Here is a 20,636-nt window from a genome sequence, read left to right on the forward strand (position 1 = left end):
GGACTAACGGAGGAATATGATTATGACTCAGAAGTGGGAAAAACAAGAGGGTAACGAAGGCATTCTTACAGTTACTGTACCAGCAAAAGAAGTGGACGGTGCTCTCGATGAAGCATTTAAAAAAGTATCCAAAGAAGTGAGCATGCCTGGATTCAGGAAAGGTAAAGTACCGCGTCAAATGTTCGAGAAACGTTTTGGTGTAGAATCCCTTTATCAGGATGCATTGGATATACTGCTTCCTAAAGCGTATACAGAGGCAGTTCAGGAAGCGGACATCAATCCAGTTGATCAGCCGGAAGTCGATGTAGAGCAGATGGAAAAAGGACAGGACCTAATCTTCAGCGCGAAAGTTACTGTTGAACCAGAAGTCAAGCTCGGTGAATATAAAGGACTGGAAGCGGAAGAACTTGATACTGAAGTTACTGACGAAGATGTTCAAAAAGAAATTGATAACATGCTGGAAGCACATGCTGACATGGTCGTTAAAGAAGAAGGTTCAGTTGAAAACGGAGATGTCGTAAACCTTGATTTCGATGGCTACGTTGATGGTGAGCAGTTCGAAGGCGGCAAAGCAGACGGCTATGAACTGGAAGTCGGTTCAGGCAGCTTCATCCCTGGCTTTGAAGAACAGGTGGTGGGCATGTCCCTAGAAGAGGAGAAAGATGTCAACGTCACTTTCCCTGAAGAGTACCACGCAGAGGAGCTTGCTGGTAAAGAAGCCGTCTTCAAAGTTAAAGTAAACAGCATCAAATCTAAAGAAATCCCAGAACTTGATGATGAACTCGTCAAAGAACTTGACCAGGATGTAGAAACGGTCGACGCTTTGAAGGAGAAACTTGAAAAAGACCTCAAAGAAGCCAAAGAGAACGAAGCGGATGTAACCATGAAGGAACAGCTTATCGAACAAGCATCCGAAAATGCTGAAATCGATGTACCTGAAGCAATGGTCAAGACAGAAACAGACCGTATGCTCCAAGAATTCGAACAACGCCTTTCTCAGCAAGGCATCAACATGGAAATGTACCAGCAGCTTTCTGGTCAGGATGAAGATGCACTGCGCGAGCAGATGAAAGATGATGCAGAGAAACGTGTACGCACGAATCTTGTCCTAAAGCAGATCTCCATCGATGAAAACATCGAAGTTGAAGAGGCAGACATGGACAAGGAGCTCGAAAAAATGAGTGAACAGTTCGGCATCAGCGTAGAAGACATCAAGTCCACTCTTGGCGATCTATCAATGCTTAAAGATGACCTTAAAATACAAAAAGCAATCGATGTACTCGTAGATAACCGTAAACAGAAATAGAATCAAAAGATTATAAGGGTGAGCTCTGCAACATAAAGTTGTGGGGCTCGCTGTATTATGGAGCCTAAAACCGGATATTTGATTTCGCTGAAGTTTTCTAGTATATTTTACAAGAATGAAAAAAGAGGTGTTGAATATGTTCAAATTTAATGAGGACGATACGAATCTGACTTGTTCCTTCTGTGGAAAAGATCAGGAACAGGTCAAGAAACTCATTGCAGGCAGCGGCGTCTATATCTGTAATGAATGTATAGAACTCTGCCATGAAATCATCGAAGAAGAACTGAAGTCCGAAAAGACCGAAGTTATTACAGAAGTACCAAAACCACAGGAAATATTGGAAGCGTTGAATGATTATGTAATTGGACAGGACAATGCCAAACGTGCTTTGAGTGTAGCTGTATATAACCACTATAAGAGAATCAACCAAAACCAAGAAGATGGTGTAGAAATCTCTAAAAGTAATATCGCTCTGATTGGCCCAACAGGTAGTGGTAAAACACTGTTGGCCCAAACATTGGCACGCACACTGAATGTACCTTTCGCCATTGCCGATGCCACAAGCCTGACTGAAGCAGGTTATGTCGGTGACGACGTTGAGAACATTCTGTTGCGCCTTATCCAAGCGGCGGATTTCGATGTCGAGCGGGCAGAACAAGGTATCATCTATGTAGATGAAATTGACAAGATAGCACGCAAAGGTGAAAACACCTCCATTACCCGTGATGTTTCAGGTGAAGGTGTCCAGCAGGCCCTGCTCAAAATTCTTGAAGGAACGACTGCAAGCGTACCGCCACAAGGTGGACGTAAACATCCAAACCAAGAATCAATCCAGATTGATACTAAGAACATCCTGTTCGTGCTCGGTGGTGCATTTGATGGTATGGATGAAATCATCAAACGTCGTATCGGTGAAAAAGTCATTGGGTTCGGCGGTGCTTCAGACAAACCGAATGACAAAGATGAGTTGATGTCCAAAGTGCGCCCTGATGATCTTCAGAGCTACGGCCTGATCCCAGAATTCATCGGTCGCGTTCCGATCATCAGCCACCTTGAAGAACTTGATGTCGAAGCACTTAAATCCATCCTGACTGAGCCTAAGAACGCGCTGGTCAAACAGTATGAGAAAATGCTCCAGATTGATGATGTTGAGCTTGAATTTGAAGAAGATGCATTGAATGCGATCAGTGAGCTTGCCATCGAAAGAAAAACAGGGGCCCGCGGACTCCGTTCAATCATAGAAGAGCGGATGGTCGACATTATGTTCAATGTGCCTTCCAATGATGAAATCCGCAAAGTGAAAATTACACGGGCGACTATAGAAGAAGAAGCAGAACCACTACTTTTCGATGAGAACGGCGAGAAAATCGAATTGAACCGTAAAAGTGCATAATACAAAAAAGCTGTCCAAATCTGTGACAGCTTTTTTTCTGAAAGGAGCATTATAGTGAAAATCAACCCGAATAACATAGACATCCTTATATCTGCTGTTGAAAAAGCACAATATCCAGCAACAGGCCTGAAAGAAATCGCATTAAGCGGACGGTCGAATGTCGGCAAATCTTCATTCATCAATGCAATTGCAGGACGAAAGAATTTTGCGAGGACTTCATCTAAACCAGGCAAGACCCAAACATTGAACTTTTATAATATGGATGATCAATTCATATTTGTCGATGTGCCTGGCTACGGCTACGCGAAGCAATCCAAGGTGGCACGTGAGAAATGGGGACAGATGATTGAGAGTTACCTTGCAGAGCGTGAGGAGCTATCTGCAGTCATCCAACTTGTCGACCTCAGGCACAAACCGACGGAGGACGACATATTGATGTATGACTACTTGAAGCACTTCGAAATCCCAGTCATTCTGATATGCACTAAAATGGATAAGATTCCAAAGAGCAAACTGCAGAAGCATCTGAAATCAGTGAGGGAAACGATTGATCTGGAAGAGGAAGATGTCATGATTCCATTCTCTTCTATAGATAAAAAAAATGTATCAACAGTGATGGATGCCATTTCGGAATACATCTAGAAGTTCACAAAAGTTTCTTATTTATAATTACTATAAATAATCCCATGCGATGGATTAAGGAAGCACTTTCTGTTAAAATAATAAGTATTGATAGTGGCTCAGACATAGCCACAATAGCATAGGGAGGCAATTCACATGCATGTCATCGCATTGAGCCTAAATTATAGAAAAGCAAGTGTTGAAGAACGTGAGGCAGTGGCCTTCGAAGATGAAGATGTCATTCACGCGCTCCACTCATTGCGGGAACAAAAAAGTGTACTGGAAGCAGTGCTGCTTTCTACATGTAACAGGACGGAAGTATATGTAGTCAGTGATCAGGTGCATACAGGCAAATATTATACCCAGATGTTTTTGGCAGACTGGTTCAACCTGGAACTTGATACAATCAAAAAGATTACTGACGTCAAAATCGGTGATGAGGCGATAGAGCACTTGTACCGTGTAGCATCAGGCCTCGATTCCATGGTGTTGGGCGAAACGCAGATACTTGGTCAGATCAGGGAAGCCTTCATGACTGCCCAGGAAGAGCATACTACTGGCACCATATTCAATAAACTGTTTAAAGAAGCGATTACAGTGGCAAAAAGGGGGCATAATGAGACAGACATCTCCAAAAATGCGATTTCGACATCGTATGCTGCAGTAGAACTCGCCAAAAAGATATTTTCACGTGTCAGCGACAGTAAGGTTCTTATCATCGGAGCAGGGGAGATGGCGGAGCAATCGCTGTTAAACCTGACTTCCAATGGCATCAAGGATGTGACTGTGGTCAACCGCTCTATTGACAAGGCGCAACAGCTTGCAGAAAGGTTCAATGGCCGCAGTACAACCCTCGAAATGCTTGAAGATGAACTGGAAAATGCTGATATAGTCATTTCAAGTACCGCTGCCCGGGAGTATGTAATCACTGAAGGGACGGTCGCCTCTATAGCAGGCAAACGTAAAGGCAGTCCGCTTATAATGATGGATATCGCCATGCCACGTGACATCGAGCCAACAGTGGGTAATATGGACAATATATATATGTATAATGTTGATGATCTACAAGGACTGGTGGATGCCAACTTGTCCACTAGACAACAGGAAGCAAATAAGATTGAAGGCATGATAGCCGAGAGTATGGATCAATTCAACGAATGGATCAACATGCTTGGCGTCGTTCCGGTAATACAGGCGCTCCGTACTAAAGCACTTGGTATACAGGAAGAAACATTGCAGAGTGTCGAACGGAAAATACCTGAGATGAGCGATCGTGAACGCGCCGTCATTTCAAAGCATATGAAGAGTATCATCAACCAGATGTTGCGGGAACCAATCACCTATACAAAAGAGATTTCAGGTGACAGGAAATCGACTGAGAAACTCGCAGAAATCAAACAGCTCTTCGGCATCGAAGAAGAGGTGGAAATGATAACGCGTCAGGAAAAAGAAAAACAGCATGAGAAACGTCTGGCCAGAAAACAGGCACTCGCAAGTGATTAGATAGGTGGAAACCATATGGATATGATGTTCCGCAGTCATGAGTTTATACTTCTACTATACTTTTTAAGCCTTTCTGTGCTGAGCTACGATTTGTTTTTCAGAAATCGGCAGGCCAGAAAGGTTTCATTTTACCTTGTCGGGGCAGGGGCAATCCTTCATATATTTTCCTTTGTGCAAATCGGTCTGTCCCTAGGACGTTTCCCGATCCAGACGGTTTTTGAAGGGATATATGTCCTTTCAATGCTACTCGTCATCATCGGAATCGTGCAATATAAACGCAGTGATTCGGAAATCGCATTTGCAATTTATGTGTTCACTGCTTTTTTGCTGCTCTCAATGTACACATTCGCACCCGTGACGTATGATGAAGTGACTGAAGTATCTGCCATCATGAATGATCTGCTCGTGATCCATGTCGTCTTGTCATTGCTGTCTTACGTCATGTTCTTTATTTCGGTCCTTCATGCCGGCATTTATATCATCCAATATGATAATCTTAAAAAGAAGCGTTTCAATCGTCTCTTCTTCTCACTATTCAGTGTGGAGACAGCCAAAAAAATGATGATCCGGACCGCAATACTTGGATTTTTGTTTATATTGATAGGTATATTCCTCGGTATCCAATGGGGATTATATATATTCGGTACAGATATTCTGACGGATCTTAAAGTCCTTGGTACATTGATTGTGCTCATACTTTATGGGGGACTTCTTTCCTATTTGAGTTTGACGCGCAACATCTATAAGTTTGCAGTAGCGAATATCGTAATCTTTATTATTTGTATGATGAATTATCTGTTTATAACACAGCTTTCCAGTTTTCATTTCTGGAATTATTAAAGGAGAGAGAGCATGAGAAAATTTACCGTTGGCTCCAGACGGAGCGGTCTTGCAATGACACAGTCCAAACAGTTTATCGAACAGCTGAAAAAACACTATCCGGATATGGAAATTGACATAAAAGAAATTGTGACTAAAGGCGACAGGATTGTTGATGTCCAACTTTCAAAAGTAGGAGGGAAGGGCCTTTTCGTCAAAGAAATCGAAGATGCCATGATAAATAGGGAAATCGATATGGCTATACATAGCCTGAAGGATGTGCCAAGTGTGATGCCCGAAGGATTCACTATTGCATGCGTCCCTAAACGCGAAGATATGCGTGATGCTTTCCTGTCGAACAATAATATACTGTTTAAGGATCTGCCGAGTGGCAGTGTGGTAGGGACGAGCAGTCTCAGAAGAGGGGCACAGCTGCTGTCGATGCGTGATGACATCAAGGTAGACTGGGTACGGGGCAACATCGATACCCGCATCCAAAAGATGAAGGACGGTAAATATGATGCCATCATACTGGCAGCAGCCGGATTGAAGCGCATGGGATGGTCAGATGATATCGTGGCGGAATATTTCGATCCAGAAGAGTTCATCCCGGCGATTGCCCAAGGAGCATTGGGCATCGAATGTCGCTCAGATGACCACGAATTGATTGAGATACTACAGAGTGTCCATTCAACAGAAGATGCAATCTGCACATCTGCAGAACGGGCATTCCTGAGGAGAATGGATGGCAGCTGCCAGGTGCCTATCGGGGGCCATGCTTCATATGAGGATGGAGAACTTTATTTGACTGGCCTCATTATGCCTGAGGATGGCAGTGAACAGTACATCGTCAAAAAATCCCATGAAGACCCGGAGACACTCGGAAATATCGTCGCAGATGAGATGGAGCGCATGGGAGCCAAAGATATCATCGATCGGATCAATGAATCACTATAAGCCCATCGTTGTCACGACCCAAAGCAGGACACCTACAGTCCATTCTGATCTGATGGAACTTGTCCATCTGCCACTCATTACTGTTGAACCTTTTGCACTGGATGAATCTGTGTTTGAGGAAACATATGACTGGCTCCTTTTGACGAGTCCAAATGCGGTCGAATTCTTCATGCCCTATATCGACAGGGTGGATTGGAAGAAAATTGCCACAATCGGCAGAAAAACAAGCGAAGCACTGGAAGAGCGGGGCTATTATGTTGATTTTGAGCCCACTGAATATACCCAGGAAGGGTTCATGGCTGAATTCGAGGCAAAAAAAGGAGAGCGTCTCCTGTATCCGGTCAGTAAAAATGCCCGTCCGTTGATCTATAAGCATCTCCTGAAAGCAGGTTGCCAAGTCGATAGGCATTTCCTTTATCATCCGGTAGAGAATGACAAATCGCTCAAGGATATGAGGACGCTCCTTAAAAAAAATCTTTTTGCTGTCATTTTTTTAAGCCCGTCAGGTGTCAGGGCGTTTCAGAAGCATTTCTCTGCTTTTGAACTGGATGGTGTACTGGCCATTGCAATAGGACATGTCACAGCGACGGCACTGATGGGATTTGGCATAGAACCAGTGCAACCTGAGAAAGCAACAATGGAAAGTATTATAAATCTTCTAGAAAGTAGAATCGATTGGAGAGCTAATAATGAATTTTGATAGACATCGGCGTTTAAGAAGTTCTACATTCATGCGTGATATGGTCCGTGAGACTAAAATAACGAAAGAGGATCTCATCTATCCTATTTTTGTAGTGGAAAAAGATGATGTTCGTGAAGAAGTGCCTTCAATGAAAGGTGTTTTCCAGATTTCATTGAATCTTCTTGAGAAGGAACTTGATGCGGTCAAAGAAGCAGGGATAAAATCCGTGATATTCTTTGGCATCCCGAAAGAAAAAGATGCCGAGGGGCATGGTGCCTATGACGATAATGGCGTGGTACAGGAAGCATGCCGGATATCGAAAAGATTGCACCCGGAAATCCTTGTCATACTTGATACTTGTCTTTGTGAGTATACCGACCATGGCCATTGTGGTCTGATAGACCCTGATACGCAGGATGTCGACAATGACAGCACATTACCGCTTCTTGTAAGGACGGCAGTCTCTCAGGCCAGGGCAGGTGCTGATATAATTGCTCCAAGTAATATGATGGATGGATTTGTTTCTGAAATCCGCAAGGGACTCGATGACAATGGATTCAGCCATATCCCGATCATGAGCTATGGCATCAAATATGCTTCTAAATTTTATGGACCATTCAGGGACGCTGCAGACTCCACACCATCATTCGGTGACCGGAGAACATACCAGATGGACCCTGCAAATCGTCTTGAAGCCCACCGCGAACTGTCTAGTGATCTCGAAGAAGGCTGCGATATGATGATCGTCAAACCTGCACTTTCCTACCTTGATATCATCAGGGATGTACGTGATCGCAGCGATGTCCCAGTGGTTGCCTATAATGTGAGTGGGGAATATGCAATGACGCGCACGGCAATTGATATGGGTCTTCTTGATGAAGCGGTTATCATGGAACAGATGATTTCAATGAAACGTGCGGGGGCAGATATGATAATTACTTATTTTGCAAAAGATATTTGCAGAATGCTTGATGAAGGGATGGAATAGGAATGTATAAAAAGTCACAGGAGCTTTATCAGACTGCGAAGGAACTCATGCCTGGAGGAGTCAATAGTCCAGTAAGAGCATTCAAATCGGTTGGCATGGATCCTTTATTCATCGATCGGGCCGAAGGAGCCAGGACATATGATGTGGACGGCAACGAATACATCGATTATGTTTTAAGTTTCGGACCACTTATCCTGGGCCACAGCGATAGGAAAGTTGTCGACGCGCTTACAGCGACAGCCCAAAAAGGCACAAGTTTCGGTGCACCTACCCGCCTTGAAAACGAGTTGGCCGAGCTGGTCGTAGAAAGGGTGCCGTCAGTAGAAATGCTCCGCATGGTGTCATCAGGTACAGAAGCGACTCTGGCTGCTCTACGGTTGGCACGGGGATATACCGGCAGAAACAAAATACTTAAATTTGAAGGCTGCTATCACGGCCATAGTGATTCCCTCCTGATCAAAGCAGGGAGTGGTGTGGCTACATTAGGTTTACCTGACTCCCCGGGTGTGCCGGAGGGGACCGCAGCGAATACAGTTACAGTGCCATATAATGATGAAGAAAGCTTGAAGATGGCTTTTGACAAGTTCGGTGACGACATTGCAGCTGTCATCATGGAGCCGGTAGCCGGTAATATGGGGGTAGTGCCTCCAAAAGATGGCTACTTGAAATTTGTGCGTGAGCTTACAGAAGAGAATGGGACACTGCTTATCTTTGATGAAGTGATGACAGGATTCCGTGTCGGATATAACAGCGCTCAGGGTCATTACGGCATCAAGCCGGATCTTACATGCCTTGGCAAAGTGATTGGCGGAGGACTACCGGTGGGCGCCTATGGCGGACGCCGCGAAATCATGGAACATATTGCACCAGTTGGTAACATCTATCAGGCAGGGACGCTTTCAGGCAATCCGCTCGCTATGACGGCAGGTTTGGAAACGTTGCGTCAACTGACGCCTGAAAGTTACGAACATTTCAATAAACTTGGCGATATGCTCGAGGTTGGACTCAAGGAAGTCTTCAGCAGACATGATCTGCCTATAACTGTAAACCGCGCTGGATCCATGATTGGATTCTTCCTTACAGAAGGACCTGTAGTGGATTTCGACAGTGCCAATACCAGCGATCTTGACCTGTTCAGGGAACTTTATCAAGAACTCCTCAAGGAGGGGGTCTATCTGCCACCTTCCCAATTTGAAGGAATGTTCCTCTCGACTAAACATACCCCAGAAGATATTGAGCGTACGATTGATGCTTTCTCAACAGCATTGGACCGATTGGCCACCAAATAGGCTTTTACCAAAACAACATTTAAGTGTATAATGAAGTAAATTATATAATGTGGGGGGAATCACAAGTGGTTAAACATGATGAACACATGTCTGATAAGGATGTGAATATCAAGGGTGAAAGAGAAGAAGACCTGGTCTATATTGAAGGTCAGAACAGAGAGATGATTCAAAAGGAAAAGGTAGACAAGAAGAATCCTCTTATGTGGATCATCCCGATTCTCATCGTCCTATTGATCATTCCATTGATTGTGAACCAGTTCAGCGGTGGTGGTTCTGAAGAAAAAGAGGAAGAAGAAAGCGCTGCAATCATCCAGGAAGCACCAGCAACTGGTGCAGCAGCAGTGCATTTTGAAGCGACTTCAGAGCAAGAACTTGCTTCAGAAGGAGACATGGACGGCGTAATGCAGGCATACCAAGATGCCGATTTTGCTACATTTCCATCAACAGGCGCACTGATGGCGGCCAGTTGAATTATGACAAGGAAAACACCCTGCCTCTCGGCAGGGTGTTCTTATGTTCCGCCTGTTGATAAAAGTCTCTGATCGATATAAAGGAGGGGACAGATGAAATACCTCTATCTCATACTGCTCTTTGTAATGGCGGTAGTAGTGTCATCCATACTTCATTTCAGTGGCATGATACTGCCATGGCTTTTCGGTGCCATGATCGCTGCAATTTTGTTTCATCGCTTCGTAAATGTAGAATTTGCCTATCCGAAATGGTTGGGCAATGCCGGATTGATCATCATAGGGGCTGAAATCGGTTCGACTTTTACAGAAGATACACTGATTGATATGGCTGATGATTATATGAATATCATATTGCTTTCTGTTTTAATCGTCGCTTTGAGCCTGTTGCTTTCCAGGTTCTTCATGAAGTTGACTGGGTGCTCTTATGAAACGGCAGTGCTCGCTACAATTCCAGGTGCCTTATCGCAGATGATCGTCATGGCTGAGGAGGAGAAGAAAGCGGATCTTCTGCTCGTCACTTTAACGCAAATGTCCAGAATAGTCCTTGTGGTCATCATCGTTCCCTTCATTGCAAGTTTGGCACCTCGTGGTGGTTTTGCCGGTATAAATGATGTGGCGGCCCCTCTATCCGAAATATTCACTCCCGAAATGATCTGGATCGTTGTTTTTACGCCTTTACTCATCTACATCCTAGGAAAGCTGAAATTTCCTGTCCCCGTCATGATTGGGCCCATGATTGCGATATTGGTTTGGAACTTAATGACAGGCTACACCTTTTCAGTTGATGTGGAATTCCTGTATGGCGCCCAACTTCTGTTCGGCCTTAGAATCGGCATGCAGATTTCAACGTTGGTCAATCAACTGAACACAAGAATGATTGTTTCTATGATTGTCCAAAATGTTCTGCTTATCTTCGGCACGATGATACTGGTATTTTTATTTATACTCACTACGGAGCATCAGTTTACAAACCTCTTCTTGAGTGCCGCGCCAGGCGGAATCGGACAAATCATCATCGTAGCTGTTGAGATGGATGCTAACATCGCAATGATTTCAAGCTATCATATCTTCCGCATTTTCTTCATCCTGCTCGTCATTGCACCTCTCATAAACCTTATGCTCAAGCGCAACAGGCATAGCCAGGGCAGCTAAAGGACTTGACAGTCCTGAAGGGTTGGAATACTATAAAACTAATGAAATATAAAGAGTGCAGAAGAGTAGCGGTAAGTGGGGAATCCAGAGAACATGTGGTGCTGGAAACATGTCAAAACTTGCTGTGAAAGTAGTCTGTTTGCAATCAGTTCTGAATCGAGTAGGTGCTGACGTGTAATGAGCGTTAATCATTTCGAGTGCAACCGTATAGGTTGAATTTAGGTGGTACCGCGGAGCTTCCGTCCTATTCAGGATGGAAGCTTTTTATTATGTCTTAAGGAGAGGATAATATGGAAATGTCGAAGAAATATAATCCACAAAAAGTGGAAGAAGGAAAATATGAAAAATGGGTGGAATCAGGATATTTTAAATCTGATGCAAATTCAGATAAACCACCATTTTCGATCGTCATCCCGCCACCGAATGTTACTGGCAGACTGCATCTCGGGCACGCCTGGGATACTACACTGCAAGATATAATTACACGGATGAAGCGTATGCAAGGTTATGAAGTCCTTTATCTGCCTGGGATGGATCATGCCGGTATAGCAACTCAGGCAAAGGTCGATGCGCGCCTACGTGAACAGGGCATCTCAAGACATGAGATTGGCCGCGAGAAATTCCTTGAGCATGCTTGGGGATGGAAGGAAGAATATGCAGATTTCATCCGGAGCCAATGGAAGAAGCTTGGTCTCGGGCTCGATTACGACAAGGAACGTTTTACGATGGATGAAGGGCTTTCGAAAGCTGTCCGTAAGGTGTTTGTGGATATGTACAATAAAGGTCTCATCTATCGCGGAGAATACATCATCAACTGGGATCCGGCCACTAAAACGGCACTCAGTGATATCGAAGTCATCCATAAGGAAGTGGAAGGCAATTTCTACCACGTCCATTACCCGCTGCCTGACGGAAATCATCTGGAAATTGCTACAACGCGTCCAGAGACGATGCTTGGTGATACGGCGATAGTGGTCCATCCAGAAGATAAACGTTACAAAGAGTACATCGGCCAATCCGTAACTTTGCCGATCGTCGGTCGTGAATTGCCGATTATAAGTGACTCCTATGTGGATATGGAGTTCGGTACAGGTGTAATGAAAGTGACGCCTGCGCACGATCCAAATGACTTCACGCTCGGGGAAAAACATAATCTTAAGCGCATCAATGTAATGAACGAGGATGGCTCGATGAATGAACTTGCGGGAAAATACGAGGGTATGGACCGTTTTGAATGTCGTAAAGCTCTGGTGGCAGACCTCGAATCTGAAGGTTATCTGATAAAAGTAGAACCACATATGCACTCTGTGGGCCACTCCGAAAGAAGCGGTGCAGTCGTAGAGCCGTATTTGTCGACGCAATGGTTCGTGAAGATGGACACATTGGCAAAAAATAGCCTGGATAACCAGGATACCGATGAGGCCATACAATTTGTACCGGAGCGGTTCGATGCAACATTCAGGCGGTGGATGGGTGACATCCGGGACTGGGTGATATCGAGGCAGCTGTGGTGGGGGCATCAGATTCCGGCCTGGTATCATAACGATACCGGAGAGATTTATGTCGGCATGACTCCTCCTGAAAACATTGAGGAGTGGACCCAGGACGAAGATGTCCTGGACACATGGTTCTCTAGTGCCCTATGGCCGTTTTCGACGATGGGATGGCCGGAAGAAACTGACGATCTGAAGAAATTCTTCCCGACGAACGTACTGGTAACAGGTTACGACATCATATTCTTCTGGGTAGCACGCATGATTTTCTCTTCATTGGAACATACTGGAGAAAAACCGTTTGATGATGTTCTCCTCCATGGTCTTGTAAGGGATGAACAGAACCGCAAGATGTCCAAGTCGCTTGGAAATGGAGTTGACCCGATGGATGTCATCGAAAATTACGGTGCCGATGCACTGCGTTATTTCCTCTCCACCGGATCGACACCGGGGCAGGATCTCAGATATTCTGATGAAAAAGTCGAGTCCGTCTGGAATTTCATCAATAAGATATGGAATGCGTCACGGTTTGCTCTTATGAACATTGGCGAGGACTTCAAGATGCAGGATATAGATCTCGAAGGGGATAAATCACTCGCAGATGAATGGATCCTTACGCGTTTGAATGAAACGATCTCTGATGTCACGCGTCTCTCTGAGCAATACGAATTTGGGGAAGTGGGACGCATCCTCTATAATTTCATCTGGGATGAGTTCTGCGACTGGTATATTGAAATGGCGAAAGTACCAATGTCTGAAGGATCGGACAGTGAAAAGGCGATGACGCGTTCAGTCTTGCTGTACACTTTAGACAGTGTATTGAAGATGCTGCACCCATTCATGCCGTTCGTTACAGAAGAAATATACCAAGCCATCGACAGTAATCGTTCGATTGTTGTAAGCGACTGGCCCGAAGTGGTTCCTGCACTGAGCAACCCGACATCGAAGAATGCAATGGCGCTGTTGGTTGACATCATAAAATCCGTCCGTCACACACGGAATGATGTCAATACTCCACTGTCGAAGCCAATCGATATCCTGATTGAAGTGAAAGATGAATCAAGGCTTGAAATCATAGAATCCAACCGCCACTATATCGAACGGTTCTGTAACCCGGAAATATTGGAGATCTCATCCCATATTGCTGCAGATGATGATGTCAAAACCGATGTGGTGAATGGAGCCACTGTAATTCTGCCATTATCTGGATTGATTGATATGGAAGAGGAAATCGAGAGGCTTACAAATGAGTTGAAGCGTCTGGAAGGCGAACTGAAACGCGTTGAAGGCAAGCTTGGCAACGAGAAATTCGTCCAAAATGCGCCGGCTGCAGTAGTCGAAAAAGAAAAGGAAAAACAGCAGAACTACCAGGCACAGTACGATGAGGTAGAAGAAAGGTTGAATAACCTGAAAAGAAAGGGATAAGTGATGGAATATCAAGAAGGATTGAATTGGATCCATGATAGGATGAAGTTCGGCATCAAACCGGGTGTAAAACGCATGGAATGGATGCTTAAAAAGCTTGATAATCCTGAACGGAACATCAATGGGATCCATATAGTGGGAACGAATGGTAAAGGATCCACTGTGGCCTATATGCGGAATGCCTTAAACCGCAATGGTTACTCTGTGGGGACTTTCACTTCCCCCTACATCGAAACATTCAATGAACGAATATCAATCAACGGCCATCCAATTACCGATGAACAGCTTGTTGAACTGATCGAAATAGTGAAGCCCATAAGCGAAGAATTGGAAAGAGAAACCGATCTTGGTACTGCGACTGAGTTTGAAATCATTACGACGATGATGTTCGTCCATTTCGGTACCATTCAACCAGTCGATTATGTACTTGTTGAAGCAGGACTCGGTGCGAAAAAAGATTCTACGAACGTATTCAATCCCATTCTGACAGTGTTGACAAGCATAGGCCTTGATCATACCGCCATCTTGGGAGATACATTGCTTGATATCACAAAAGATAAAAGTGGTGTGATAAAGCCAGGGGTTCCTTTAGTCTTCAGTATCAAAGATGATGTTTCCAGGGATTATATCCATAAAATCCTTGAAGAGAACGATTCAAAAGGGATCGAATTGAATCGGGATATCATCCTCATCCCCGAAAACGGCGAGTTCCAATTCCAGTACGGGCACTATGATCTCCAGGACCTCAAGTTGAGCATGCCAGGCAGGCACCAGAAGGAGAATGCCTCCCTTGCGATTGCAGCACTCATTGAACTATACGAAAGGAACCAGGTCAATATCGACTGCAATCTGTTGATACAAGGTATTGAAGAGACGGTTTGGCCAGGCAGGATAGAAGTGGCGTCGACCGAACCTTTAATCATTTTGGATGGTGCCCACAACAATGAGGCCGTCGATGCATTGGTGAATACTATGGCGAAGGAATATCCGAATAGGGATATCACTGTCCTGTTTTCTGCAATAGAAGGTAAGCCGATCGATACGATGATCGAAAAACTGGAATCGATTGCTGATTCCTTCAACGTCACTGAATTCGATTTTCCAAAAGCCTTGGATAAAGAGACGGTATTCGAGAAAGTCCAGCATCCGGTAAAGGCCGTGGTTGACGACTATAAAGCATTTCTGGACACGTTTGATGGAGATATACTGCTTGTTACCGGCAGTTTGTACTTCATCAGCGAAGTTAAGCAGAAGTTAAACAAAAACGACGATAATCAATGATTATCGTCGTTTTTGTTTAGAAAGGTCCGTAATTAATCCATAGACTGATGACCATGAAAAGGGCACTTGCCACCACCCAACTCAACATGATGGGCCAAACGAACCTCAACCATTTCTCATAGGGGATGTTCGCGATGCTTAAACCGGCCATCAAAATCGCGGACGTTGGAAATAAGTAGTTGGAAAGCCCGTCGCCCATCTGGAAGGCAAGGACAACCGACTGTCTGGAGATGCCTACGATATCCCCAATCGGTGCCATCAGCGGGATGGTCGTAGCTGCCTGTCCAGAGCCAGAAGGTATAAAGAAATTGAGAATGAATTGCGTGAGAAACATTCCAACTGCAGCAATTGTAGCCGGCAGCCCGTCCAAGACAGAGCTTACAGCATATATGACTGTATCGATGATGGTTCCATCTTCGAGTATCAGCAGGATGCACCGGGCAAGGCCGACTATCAGTGCGCCGAAGGTCACTTCTTTGGCACCTTTGATGAAATCTTCTGCAATCATATTAGGCGTATTGCCCCCGACAAGACCGGATAGTATCCCCATTGCAAGGAATATTGCTGCAAGGTCGGTCCCGGTGGACCATCCTTTTACCACCCCGTAGATGATCAGGGCAAATCCAGCCAGGATGATGGCCAGCACCAGAGCATGCCTCATCGTAAATGTTCTGAACGAATATGCTTCCTGATGATTTGATTGCTCCAAAGCATAGACATAGCTTTTCATCTTATCATGCTGGACACGTTTACCATATCTATAGACGAAGAATGAGGCAATTGCAACAAAGGTAAGCTGTATGATAATCCTATAGAACATACCAGAAAATAAGGGGAGTTCTGCAATCTCCTGTGCCACACCGACCGTAAAGATGTTCATGAAGCCTCCGGCAAATCCTGAAGCAGCTCCGAGAGCCACTATCGCCATGCCCGTCATCGCATCCATGCCGAGTGAGCGGGCAAGCAGGATTCCCATCGGGATGAAAATCAATGTGGACTCAGCCATACCGAAAGTGGCGCCCCCCAAAGAAAATATCAGCATGGTGAGGGGGATGAGTATTATTTCACGATCTTCAAGCAAAGAGACAACTTTGCTGATGCCAGATTCTATCGCACCAGTCCCGTTTATCATGCCGAAAGCACCACCTATCAGAAATATCAGGAAAATGATGCTTCCCGCATCCATCATACCAGCTGGAATCACGCGGAAAATTTCAGTCCATTCAACTGGCGTCTGTTCAGTAAAGCGGAAAGAATCGCCATCGACTACAAAGGTTCCGTTCTCATTTTCATGACGTTCAAATTCCCCGGCCGGGATAATATAGCTCAAGGCCATCGCTAGAATGACAATAGAGTATATAAGTACAAATGCATGGGGCACTTTGATATATTTCATGGCTGCCTCCCATCTATTTTATTCATCTATGATTATACGGTAAAGAAAATCTATGGCAACAATTTTATTAATTATTTGGATTATTCCTGCAATTTAATCTTTTAAAAGCTCCGATTAACTGTATAATAGATGTATAAAATCGAGAGAGGAGATTTATATGAGCAACGACAGAAACGAGTCGTCAGCACCGACACCAGGTTTTAGGTTTCCACATACTTATGCAATTTTATTTGCGGTGGTGATCATTGCCGCCGTCCTCAGCTACGTTGTGCCGGCGGGTGAATTCGAACGTGTGGAAGTAGGCGAGCGGACTGAGGTTGTACCGGGGAGCTATACAGGGGTTGAACAGAGTCCTGTCACTTTCTTTGAACTCTTCAAGGCGATTCCAACAGGGCTCATCGACGGGGCCAGCATCATTTTCTATATATTTCTCGTCGGGGGTGCTTTCGGGATTGTCCGTGCGACTGGCGCCATAGAAGCTGCAATCCAGAAAGTCATGGTGGCAGTTAAAGGGAATGAGCGATTGATGATTCCGGTCATCATGTTTGTCTTTTCTGTTCTGGGCTTCTCGACTGGCATGTCTGAAGAAGCAATCATCTTCGTGCCGATAGGCATCGTTCTTGCAACCGCTTTAGGATATGATGCGATGGTGGGGACTGCGATAGTGACTTTAGGTGCCGCATCAGGCTTCATCGGTGGTATGCTGAATCCATTCACTGTAGGAATCGCCCAGGAGATTGCTGAACTTACCATCTTTTCCGGATGGCAGTTCAGAACTGTCATCTATCTGGTGGTGCTTGGTGCCGGCATCCTGTATGTCATGCACTATGCAAAAAAAGTGAAGAAGGATCCCGAAAAGAGTTTAGTCTATGAAGAATCCAAAAGGGGACAGGTCAACTTCACAGAAGATGTGATGAACTTTGAAGAGCTGAAGAAGAGGCATGTTTTCATACTGCTGACTTTTACTGCCGGTATCATCATCAACGTCTACGGGATTTTTCAGCATGGCTGGTTCCTGACCGAACTCTCCGCCAACTTCTTCGTCATAGGCCTTCTGGCAGGTCTCGTGAGTGGCATGAGGATAAATGATATTTTTGATGCATTCATAGATGGAATGAAGCTGGTTGTCTACGGCGCCATCATCGTTGGGTTTGCCCGCGCCATTGTGGTGGTCCTGGAGTCAGGTGTCATCATTGATACGATCATCCACGGCATGAGCAGTATACTGGATTTCCTTCCGCCATCCATCACAGCCCTTGGTATGCTGGTCATTCAAGTCATCATCAACTTCTTCATCCCGTCCGGCTCCGGACAGGCGATGACTACGATGCCGATTATGACGCCCATTGCCGATCTACAGGAGATCCCAAGGCAAGTGGCGGTTCTTGCATATCAATATGGTGATGCAATAACCAATACCATCATTCCAACTTCCGCCTCATTGATGGGTGTGCTTGCAGTATCTGGCATCCCGTATCTGAAATGGGTGAAATTCGTTTGGAAGATTACTGCATTATGGCTCTTTATCGCCGCATTGGCACTTGTGGCCGCTACGATGATCGGAATATCCTAAAAAAGGCCGATCTTAAAAGATCAGCCTTTTTATGCAATCAGGATTTTAAAGAATCATTCTTCAGGGAATCCCGTATCTCCCTCAAGAGCACAATCTGTTCATCTTCAGCCGCTTCTTCCACGAAACGGTTACGGGTTAATGTATTGACCACTTTAACGAAGATGAAGATTGCTGCACCAATGATGATAAAGTCGATGATGGCTTGGATGAACACACCATAGGTAATACCTTTATAAGCCCATTCAGAAGTGAAATCTGTGTTTCCGAAAATCAGGGCGATGGAAGGCATGATGATGTTCTCGACAAGTGCTGTGACGATTTTACCGAACGCTGCCCCAAGCACCACTGCAACAGCCAGGTCGAGGACATTGCCCCTGAGCAGGAAATCTTTAAACTCTTGCCACATGTGGATTCTCTCCCATTCAATTTATTTAAGATCATAGATAATACTACAATACAGACAAGAAAGTGCAATATGTTTTCAGGAGTTTTTATGGAATGCTCCATGATTTAGGGCCTTAGGCAGTTTGCTATAATCAACAGTGTATGGTAACATGAATAATTGTTTTGTGGGCTGTATTATTGAAAGTAATCAGCAGGGATGAAATATTCATAGGAGGAATTACATGAGAGAAAAGGAAAAAGTCCAACTGACCCCGGTGTTTTGGATTACATTGGCTATCGTTTCCGTACTCGTATTGTATGGAGTCTTCTTTTCCGATAGCTTTGAATCGGTGACGGGTACAATTCAAGGTTTTATCACAAATAACTTCAGTTGGTATTATGTATCATTAACAACAATTTTCATTGTATTTTGCCTTATTTTTGTATTTACACCGATGGGGCAAATTCGTTTGGGCAAACCAACTGAAAAACCGGAATTCAGAACAATTTCGTGGTTTGCGATGCTATTCAGTGCCGGTATGGGTATCGGTCTTGTATTCTGGGGAGCGGCTGAACCGATCAGCCACTATTTCACGCCTCCAAGTGCAGAACCCGGTACAGACATGGCATTAAAAGAATCATTGCGCCGCACATTCTTCCACTGGGGGTTCCATGCCTGGGCAATCTATGCAGTGGTAGGACTTGCCTTGGCCTTCACCCAGTTCAGACGTGGTGAGCCGGGTCTTATTTCAAGGACATTGAAACCAATCCTCGGCAAACGTGTCGAAGGCCCACTCGGTACAGCCATTGATGTACTTGCAGTTTTTGCAACAATTGCAGGTGTCGCGACTTCACTTGGTCTAGGCGTAATGCAGATCAATGGTGGCTTATCCTATTTATTCGGCATACCGAATAACATTTATGTACAGATACTCATCATTGCAATCATCACTGCACTATTCATGTGGAGTGCATGGTCCGGATTATCTAAAGGGATCCAGTATTTGAGTAATGCCAACATGATACTTGGCGGCATTCTGCTGATCTTCACACTCGTCTTGGGGCCGACGGTCCTTATACTGAACATGTGGACTGATACATTCGGTGGCATGATCGGTAATTTCATCAATATGAGCTATGATGTGGCGCCGCTCGATCAGGCCAAAAATGATTGGCTCGGCAACTGGACCCTCTACTACTGGGGCTGGTGGATGAGCTGGAGCCCATTCGTCGGAATATTCATCGCCCGTGTATCAAGAGGCCGTACAATCAGGGAGTTCGTATTGGCAGTAATGGTTGGACCAGCTGTCCTCAGCTTCTTCTGGTTCAGTGTCTTCGGTGTTACGGCAATCGAGTCAGACAGGATGAATGGTGGCTTCGCAGATCTGACGACAGAATCGGTGCTGTTTGAAATGTTCAATAACATGCCGCTCAGCATGGTCGTGTCCCTTGTAGCAGTTCTGCTGATCGGTACTTTCTTCATCACTTCAGCTGACTCTGCTACATTCGTTCTGGGAATGCAGACAACCAATGGTTCATTGACGCCGCCAAACCGCATTAAAATAATTTGGGGACTTGCACAAGTATTGATTGCAATCGTCCTACTGATGGGTGGCGGACTCGGAGCACTTCAAGCCTCGGCGATCATTTCAGCCTTCCCGTTCTCCATCATACTGATATTGATGATGGTAGCCACCTACAAGGATGTGGCGCAAGAACAAAAGGCGCTCAGCTTATACTTCAAAGAGGATTATGAAGGTACAAAATATGAGAAAATGATGCGCGAGTACGAAAAAGAACAAGATAATAATAATAGGGATTAATATATTGTTATGATTATGACCTGGAGAGATAAGTATTACTTATTGCTCTAGGTCATTTTTTTGTATCACGATTATTGATGA

At 44.8% G+C, this 20,636-nt stretch carries 17 protein-coding genes and 1 other annotated feature; of the genes, 15 read left to right on the forward strand and 2 right to left on the reverse strand.

Annotated features, from left to right (window positions below):
• Positions 1-22: 22 nt before the first annotated feature.
• The 13 genes from tig (at position 23) to ACZ5LF_RS05240 (ending at position 15,379) form a co-directional block, all read left to right on the forward strand.
• Positions 23-1,306 carry a trigger factor gene (gene tig, locus ACZ5LF_RS05180; protein ID WP_380569408.1) on the forward strand — a complete coding sequence of 428 codons (1,284 nt, stop codon included), beginning with the start codon at positions 23-25 and terminating at the stop codon, positions 1,304-1,306.
• A 136-nt stretch (positions 1,307-1,442) separates the two neighbouring features.
• The gene (gene clpX / locus ACZ5LF_RS05185) at positions 1,443-2,699 is read left to right on the forward strand and encodes an ATP-dependent Clp protease ATP-binding subunit ClpX (RefSeq protein WP_380569409.1); all 1,257 of its coding nucleotides are present in this window, start codon (positions 1,443-1,445) and stop codon (positions 2,697-2,699) included.
• A gap of 54 nt (positions 2,700-2,753) precedes the next feature.
• Positions 2,754-3,341: a ribosome biogenesis GTP-binding protein YihA/YsxC gene (gene yihA / locus ACZ5LF_RS05190; RefSeq protein ID WP_380569410.1), complete on the forward strand. Its 588-nt coding sequence runs from the start codon at positions 2,754-2,756 to the stop codon at positions 3,339-3,341.
• Between the two features lie 135 nt (positions 3,342-3,476).
• On the forward strand, positions 3,477-4,823 hold the full coding sequence (hemA, locus tag ACZ5LF_RS05195) for a glutamyl-tRNA reductase (protein ID WP_380569411.1): 1,347 nt from the start codon (positions 3,477-3,479) through the stop codon (positions 4,821-4,823).
• Between the two features lie 15 nt (positions 4,824-4,838).
• Complete coding sequence (gene ccsA, locus ACZ5LF_RS05200) at positions 4,839-5,663, forward strand: cytochrome c biogenesis protein CcsA (RefSeq protein WP_380569412.1); 825 nt, start codon at positions 4,839-4,841, stop codon at positions 5,661-5,663.
• A gap of 12 nt (positions 5,664-5,675) precedes the next feature.
• Positions 5,676-6,599, forward strand: coding sequence for a hydroxymethylbilane synthase (gene hemC, locus ACZ5LF_RS05205; protein ID WP_380569413.1), 924 nt, complete (start codon positions 5,676-5,678; stop codon positions 6,597-6,599).
• Positions 6,586-7,299: a uroporphyrinogen-III synthase gene (locus ACZ5LF_RS05210; RefSeq protein ID WP_380569414.1), complete on the forward strand. Its 714-nt coding sequence runs from the start codon at positions 6,586-6,588 to the stop codon at positions 7,297-7,299. The genes hemC and ACZ5LF_RS05210 overlap by 14 nt, the downstream gene beginning before the upstream one ends.
• Positions 7,289-8,269, forward strand: a complete 981-nt coding sequence (gene hemB / locus ACZ5LF_RS05215; RefSeq protein WP_380569415.1) for a porphobilinogen synthase — start codon at positions 7,289-7,291, stop codon at positions 8,267-8,269. Before ACZ5LF_RS05210 ends, hemB begins: the two co-directional genes overlap by 11 nt.
• 2 nt (positions 8,270-8,271) lie before the next feature.
• On the forward strand, positions 8,272-9,558 hold the full coding sequence (gene hemL / locus ACZ5LF_RS05220; protein ID WP_380569416.1) for a glutamate-1-semialdehyde 2,1-aminomutase: 1,287 nt from the start codon (positions 8,272-8,274) through the stop codon (positions 9,556-9,558).
• Between the two features lie 65 nt (positions 9,559-9,623).
• Positions 9,624-10,028: a hypothetical protein gene (locus ACZ5LF_RS05225; protein WP_380569417.1), complete on the forward strand. Its 405-nt coding sequence runs from the start codon at positions 9,624-9,626 to the stop codon at positions 10,026-10,028.
• Positions 10,029-10,121: 93 nt separating this feature from the next.
• Complete coding sequence (locus ACZ5LF_RS05230) at positions 10,122-11,180, forward strand: AbrB family transcriptional regulator (protein WP_380569418.1); 1,059 nt, start codon at positions 10,122-10,124, stop codon at positions 11,178-11,180.
• 46 nt (positions 11,181-11,226) lie between these two features.
• Positions 11,227-11,430 (forward strand) — a binding site (T-box leader).
• Positions 11,431-11,470: 40 nt separating this feature from the next.
• Positions 11,471-14,098: a valine--tRNA ligase gene (locus tag ACZ5LF_RS05235; protein ID WP_380569419.1), complete on the forward strand. Its 2,628-nt coding sequence runs from the start codon at positions 11,471-11,473 to the stop codon at positions 14,096-14,098.
• 3 nt (positions 14,099-14,101) lie between these two features.
• Positions 14,102-15,379, forward strand: a complete 1,278-nt coding sequence (locus ACZ5LF_RS05240) for a bifunctional folylpolyglutamate synthase/dihydrofolate synthase (RefSeq protein WP_380569420.1) — start codon at positions 14,102-14,104, stop codon at positions 15,377-15,379.
• A 16-nt stretch (positions 15,380-15,395) separates the two neighbouring features.
• Here ACZ5LF_RS05240 and ACZ5LF_RS05245 read toward each other — a convergent pair whose 3' ends face one another.
• Entirely contained in the window at positions 15,396-16,775 is a 1,380-nt protein-coding gene (locus ACZ5LF_RS05245) for a YfcC family protein (protein WP_380569421.1), read from the reverse strand.
• Between the two features lie 157 nt (positions 16,776-16,932).
• Here ACZ5LF_RS05245 and ACZ5LF_RS05250 point away from each other — a divergent pair, with 157 nt between their 5' ends.
• The gene (locus ACZ5LF_RS05250) at positions 16,933-18,348 is read left to right on the forward strand and encodes a YfcC family protein (protein WP_380569422.1); all 1,416 of its coding nucleotides are present in this window, start codon (positions 16,933-16,935) and stop codon (positions 18,346-18,348) included.
• Between the two features lie 37 nt (positions 18,349-18,385).
• Here ACZ5LF_RS05250 and mscL read toward each other — a convergent pair whose 3' ends face one another.
• Positions 18,386-18,754, reverse strand: coding sequence for a large conductance mechanosensitive channel protein MscL (gene mscL / locus ACZ5LF_RS05255; RefSeq protein ID WP_344702784.1), 369 nt, complete (start codon positions 18,752-18,754; stop codon positions 18,386-18,388).
• Between the two features lie 220 nt (positions 18,755-18,974).
• Between mscL and ACZ5LF_RS05260 the strand changes: the two genes are divergently transcribed.
• Positions 18,975-20,555 carry a glycine betaine uptake BCCT transporter gene (locus ACZ5LF_RS05260; RefSeq protein WP_380569423.1) on the forward strand — a complete coding sequence of 527 codons (1,581 nt, stop codon included), beginning with the start codon at positions 18,975-18,977 and terminating at the stop codon, positions 20,553-20,555.
• The last annotated feature ends 81 nt before the right edge of the window (positions 20,556-20,636 follow it).

The organism is Salinicoccus siamensis (genome assembly GCF_055391965.1).

Coding starts and splice junctions, on each gene's coding strand:
- tig (WP_380569408.1), top strand. CDS start 23: ATGACTCAGAAGTGGGAAAAACAAGAGGGTAACGAAGGCATTCTTACA.
- clpX (WP_380569409.1), top strand. CDS start 1,443: ATGTTCAAATTTAATGAGGACGATACGAATCTGACTTGTTCCTTCTGT.
- hemA (WP_380569411.1), top strand. CDS start 3,477: ATGCATGTCATCGCATTGAGCCTAAATTATAGAAAAGCAAGTGTTGAA.
- ccsA (WP_380569412.1), top strand. CDS start 4,839: ATGGATATGATGTTCCGCAGTCATGAGTTTATACTTCTACTATACTTT.
- hemC (WP_380569413.1), top strand. CDS start 5,676: ATGAGAAAATTTACCGTTGGCTCCAGACGGAGCGGTCTTGCAATGACA.
- ACZ5LF_RS05210 (WP_380569414.1), top strand. CDS start 6,586: ATGAATCACTATAAGCCCATCGTTGTCACGACCCAAAGCAGGACACCT.
- hemB (WP_380569415.1), top strand. CDS start 7,289: ATGAATTTTGATAGACATCGGCGTTTAAGAAGTTCTACATTCATGCGT.
- hemL (WP_380569416.1), top strand. CDS start 8,272: ATGTATAAAAAGTCACAGGAGCTTTATCAGACTGCGAAGGAACTCATG.
- ACZ5LF_RS05230 (WP_380569418.1), top strand. CDS start 10,122: ATGAAATACCTCTATCTCATACTGCTCTTTGTAATGGCGGTAGTAGTG.
- ACZ5LF_RS05235 (WP_380569419.1), top strand. CDS start 11,471: ATGGAAATGTCGAAGAAATATAATCCACAAAAAGTGGAAGAAGGAAAA.
- ACZ5LF_RS05240 (WP_380569420.1), top strand. CDS start 14,102: ATGGAATATCAAGAAGGATTGAATTGGATCCATGATAGGATGAAGTTC.
- ACZ5LF_RS05245 (WP_380569421.1), bottom strand. CDS start 16,775: ATGAAATATATCAAAGTGCCCCATGCATTTGTACTTATATACTCTATT.
- ACZ5LF_RS05250 (WP_380569422.1), top strand. CDS start 16,933: ATGAGCAACGACAGAAACGAGTCGTCAGCACCGACACCAGGTTTTAGG.
- mscL (WP_344702784.1), bottom strand. CDS start 18,754: ATGTGGCAAGAGTTTAAAGATTTCCTGCTCAGGGGCAATGTCCTCGAC.
- ACZ5LF_RS05260 (WP_380569423.1), top strand. CDS start 18,975: ATGAGAGAAAAGGAAAAAGTCCAACTGACCCCGGTGTTTTGGATTACA.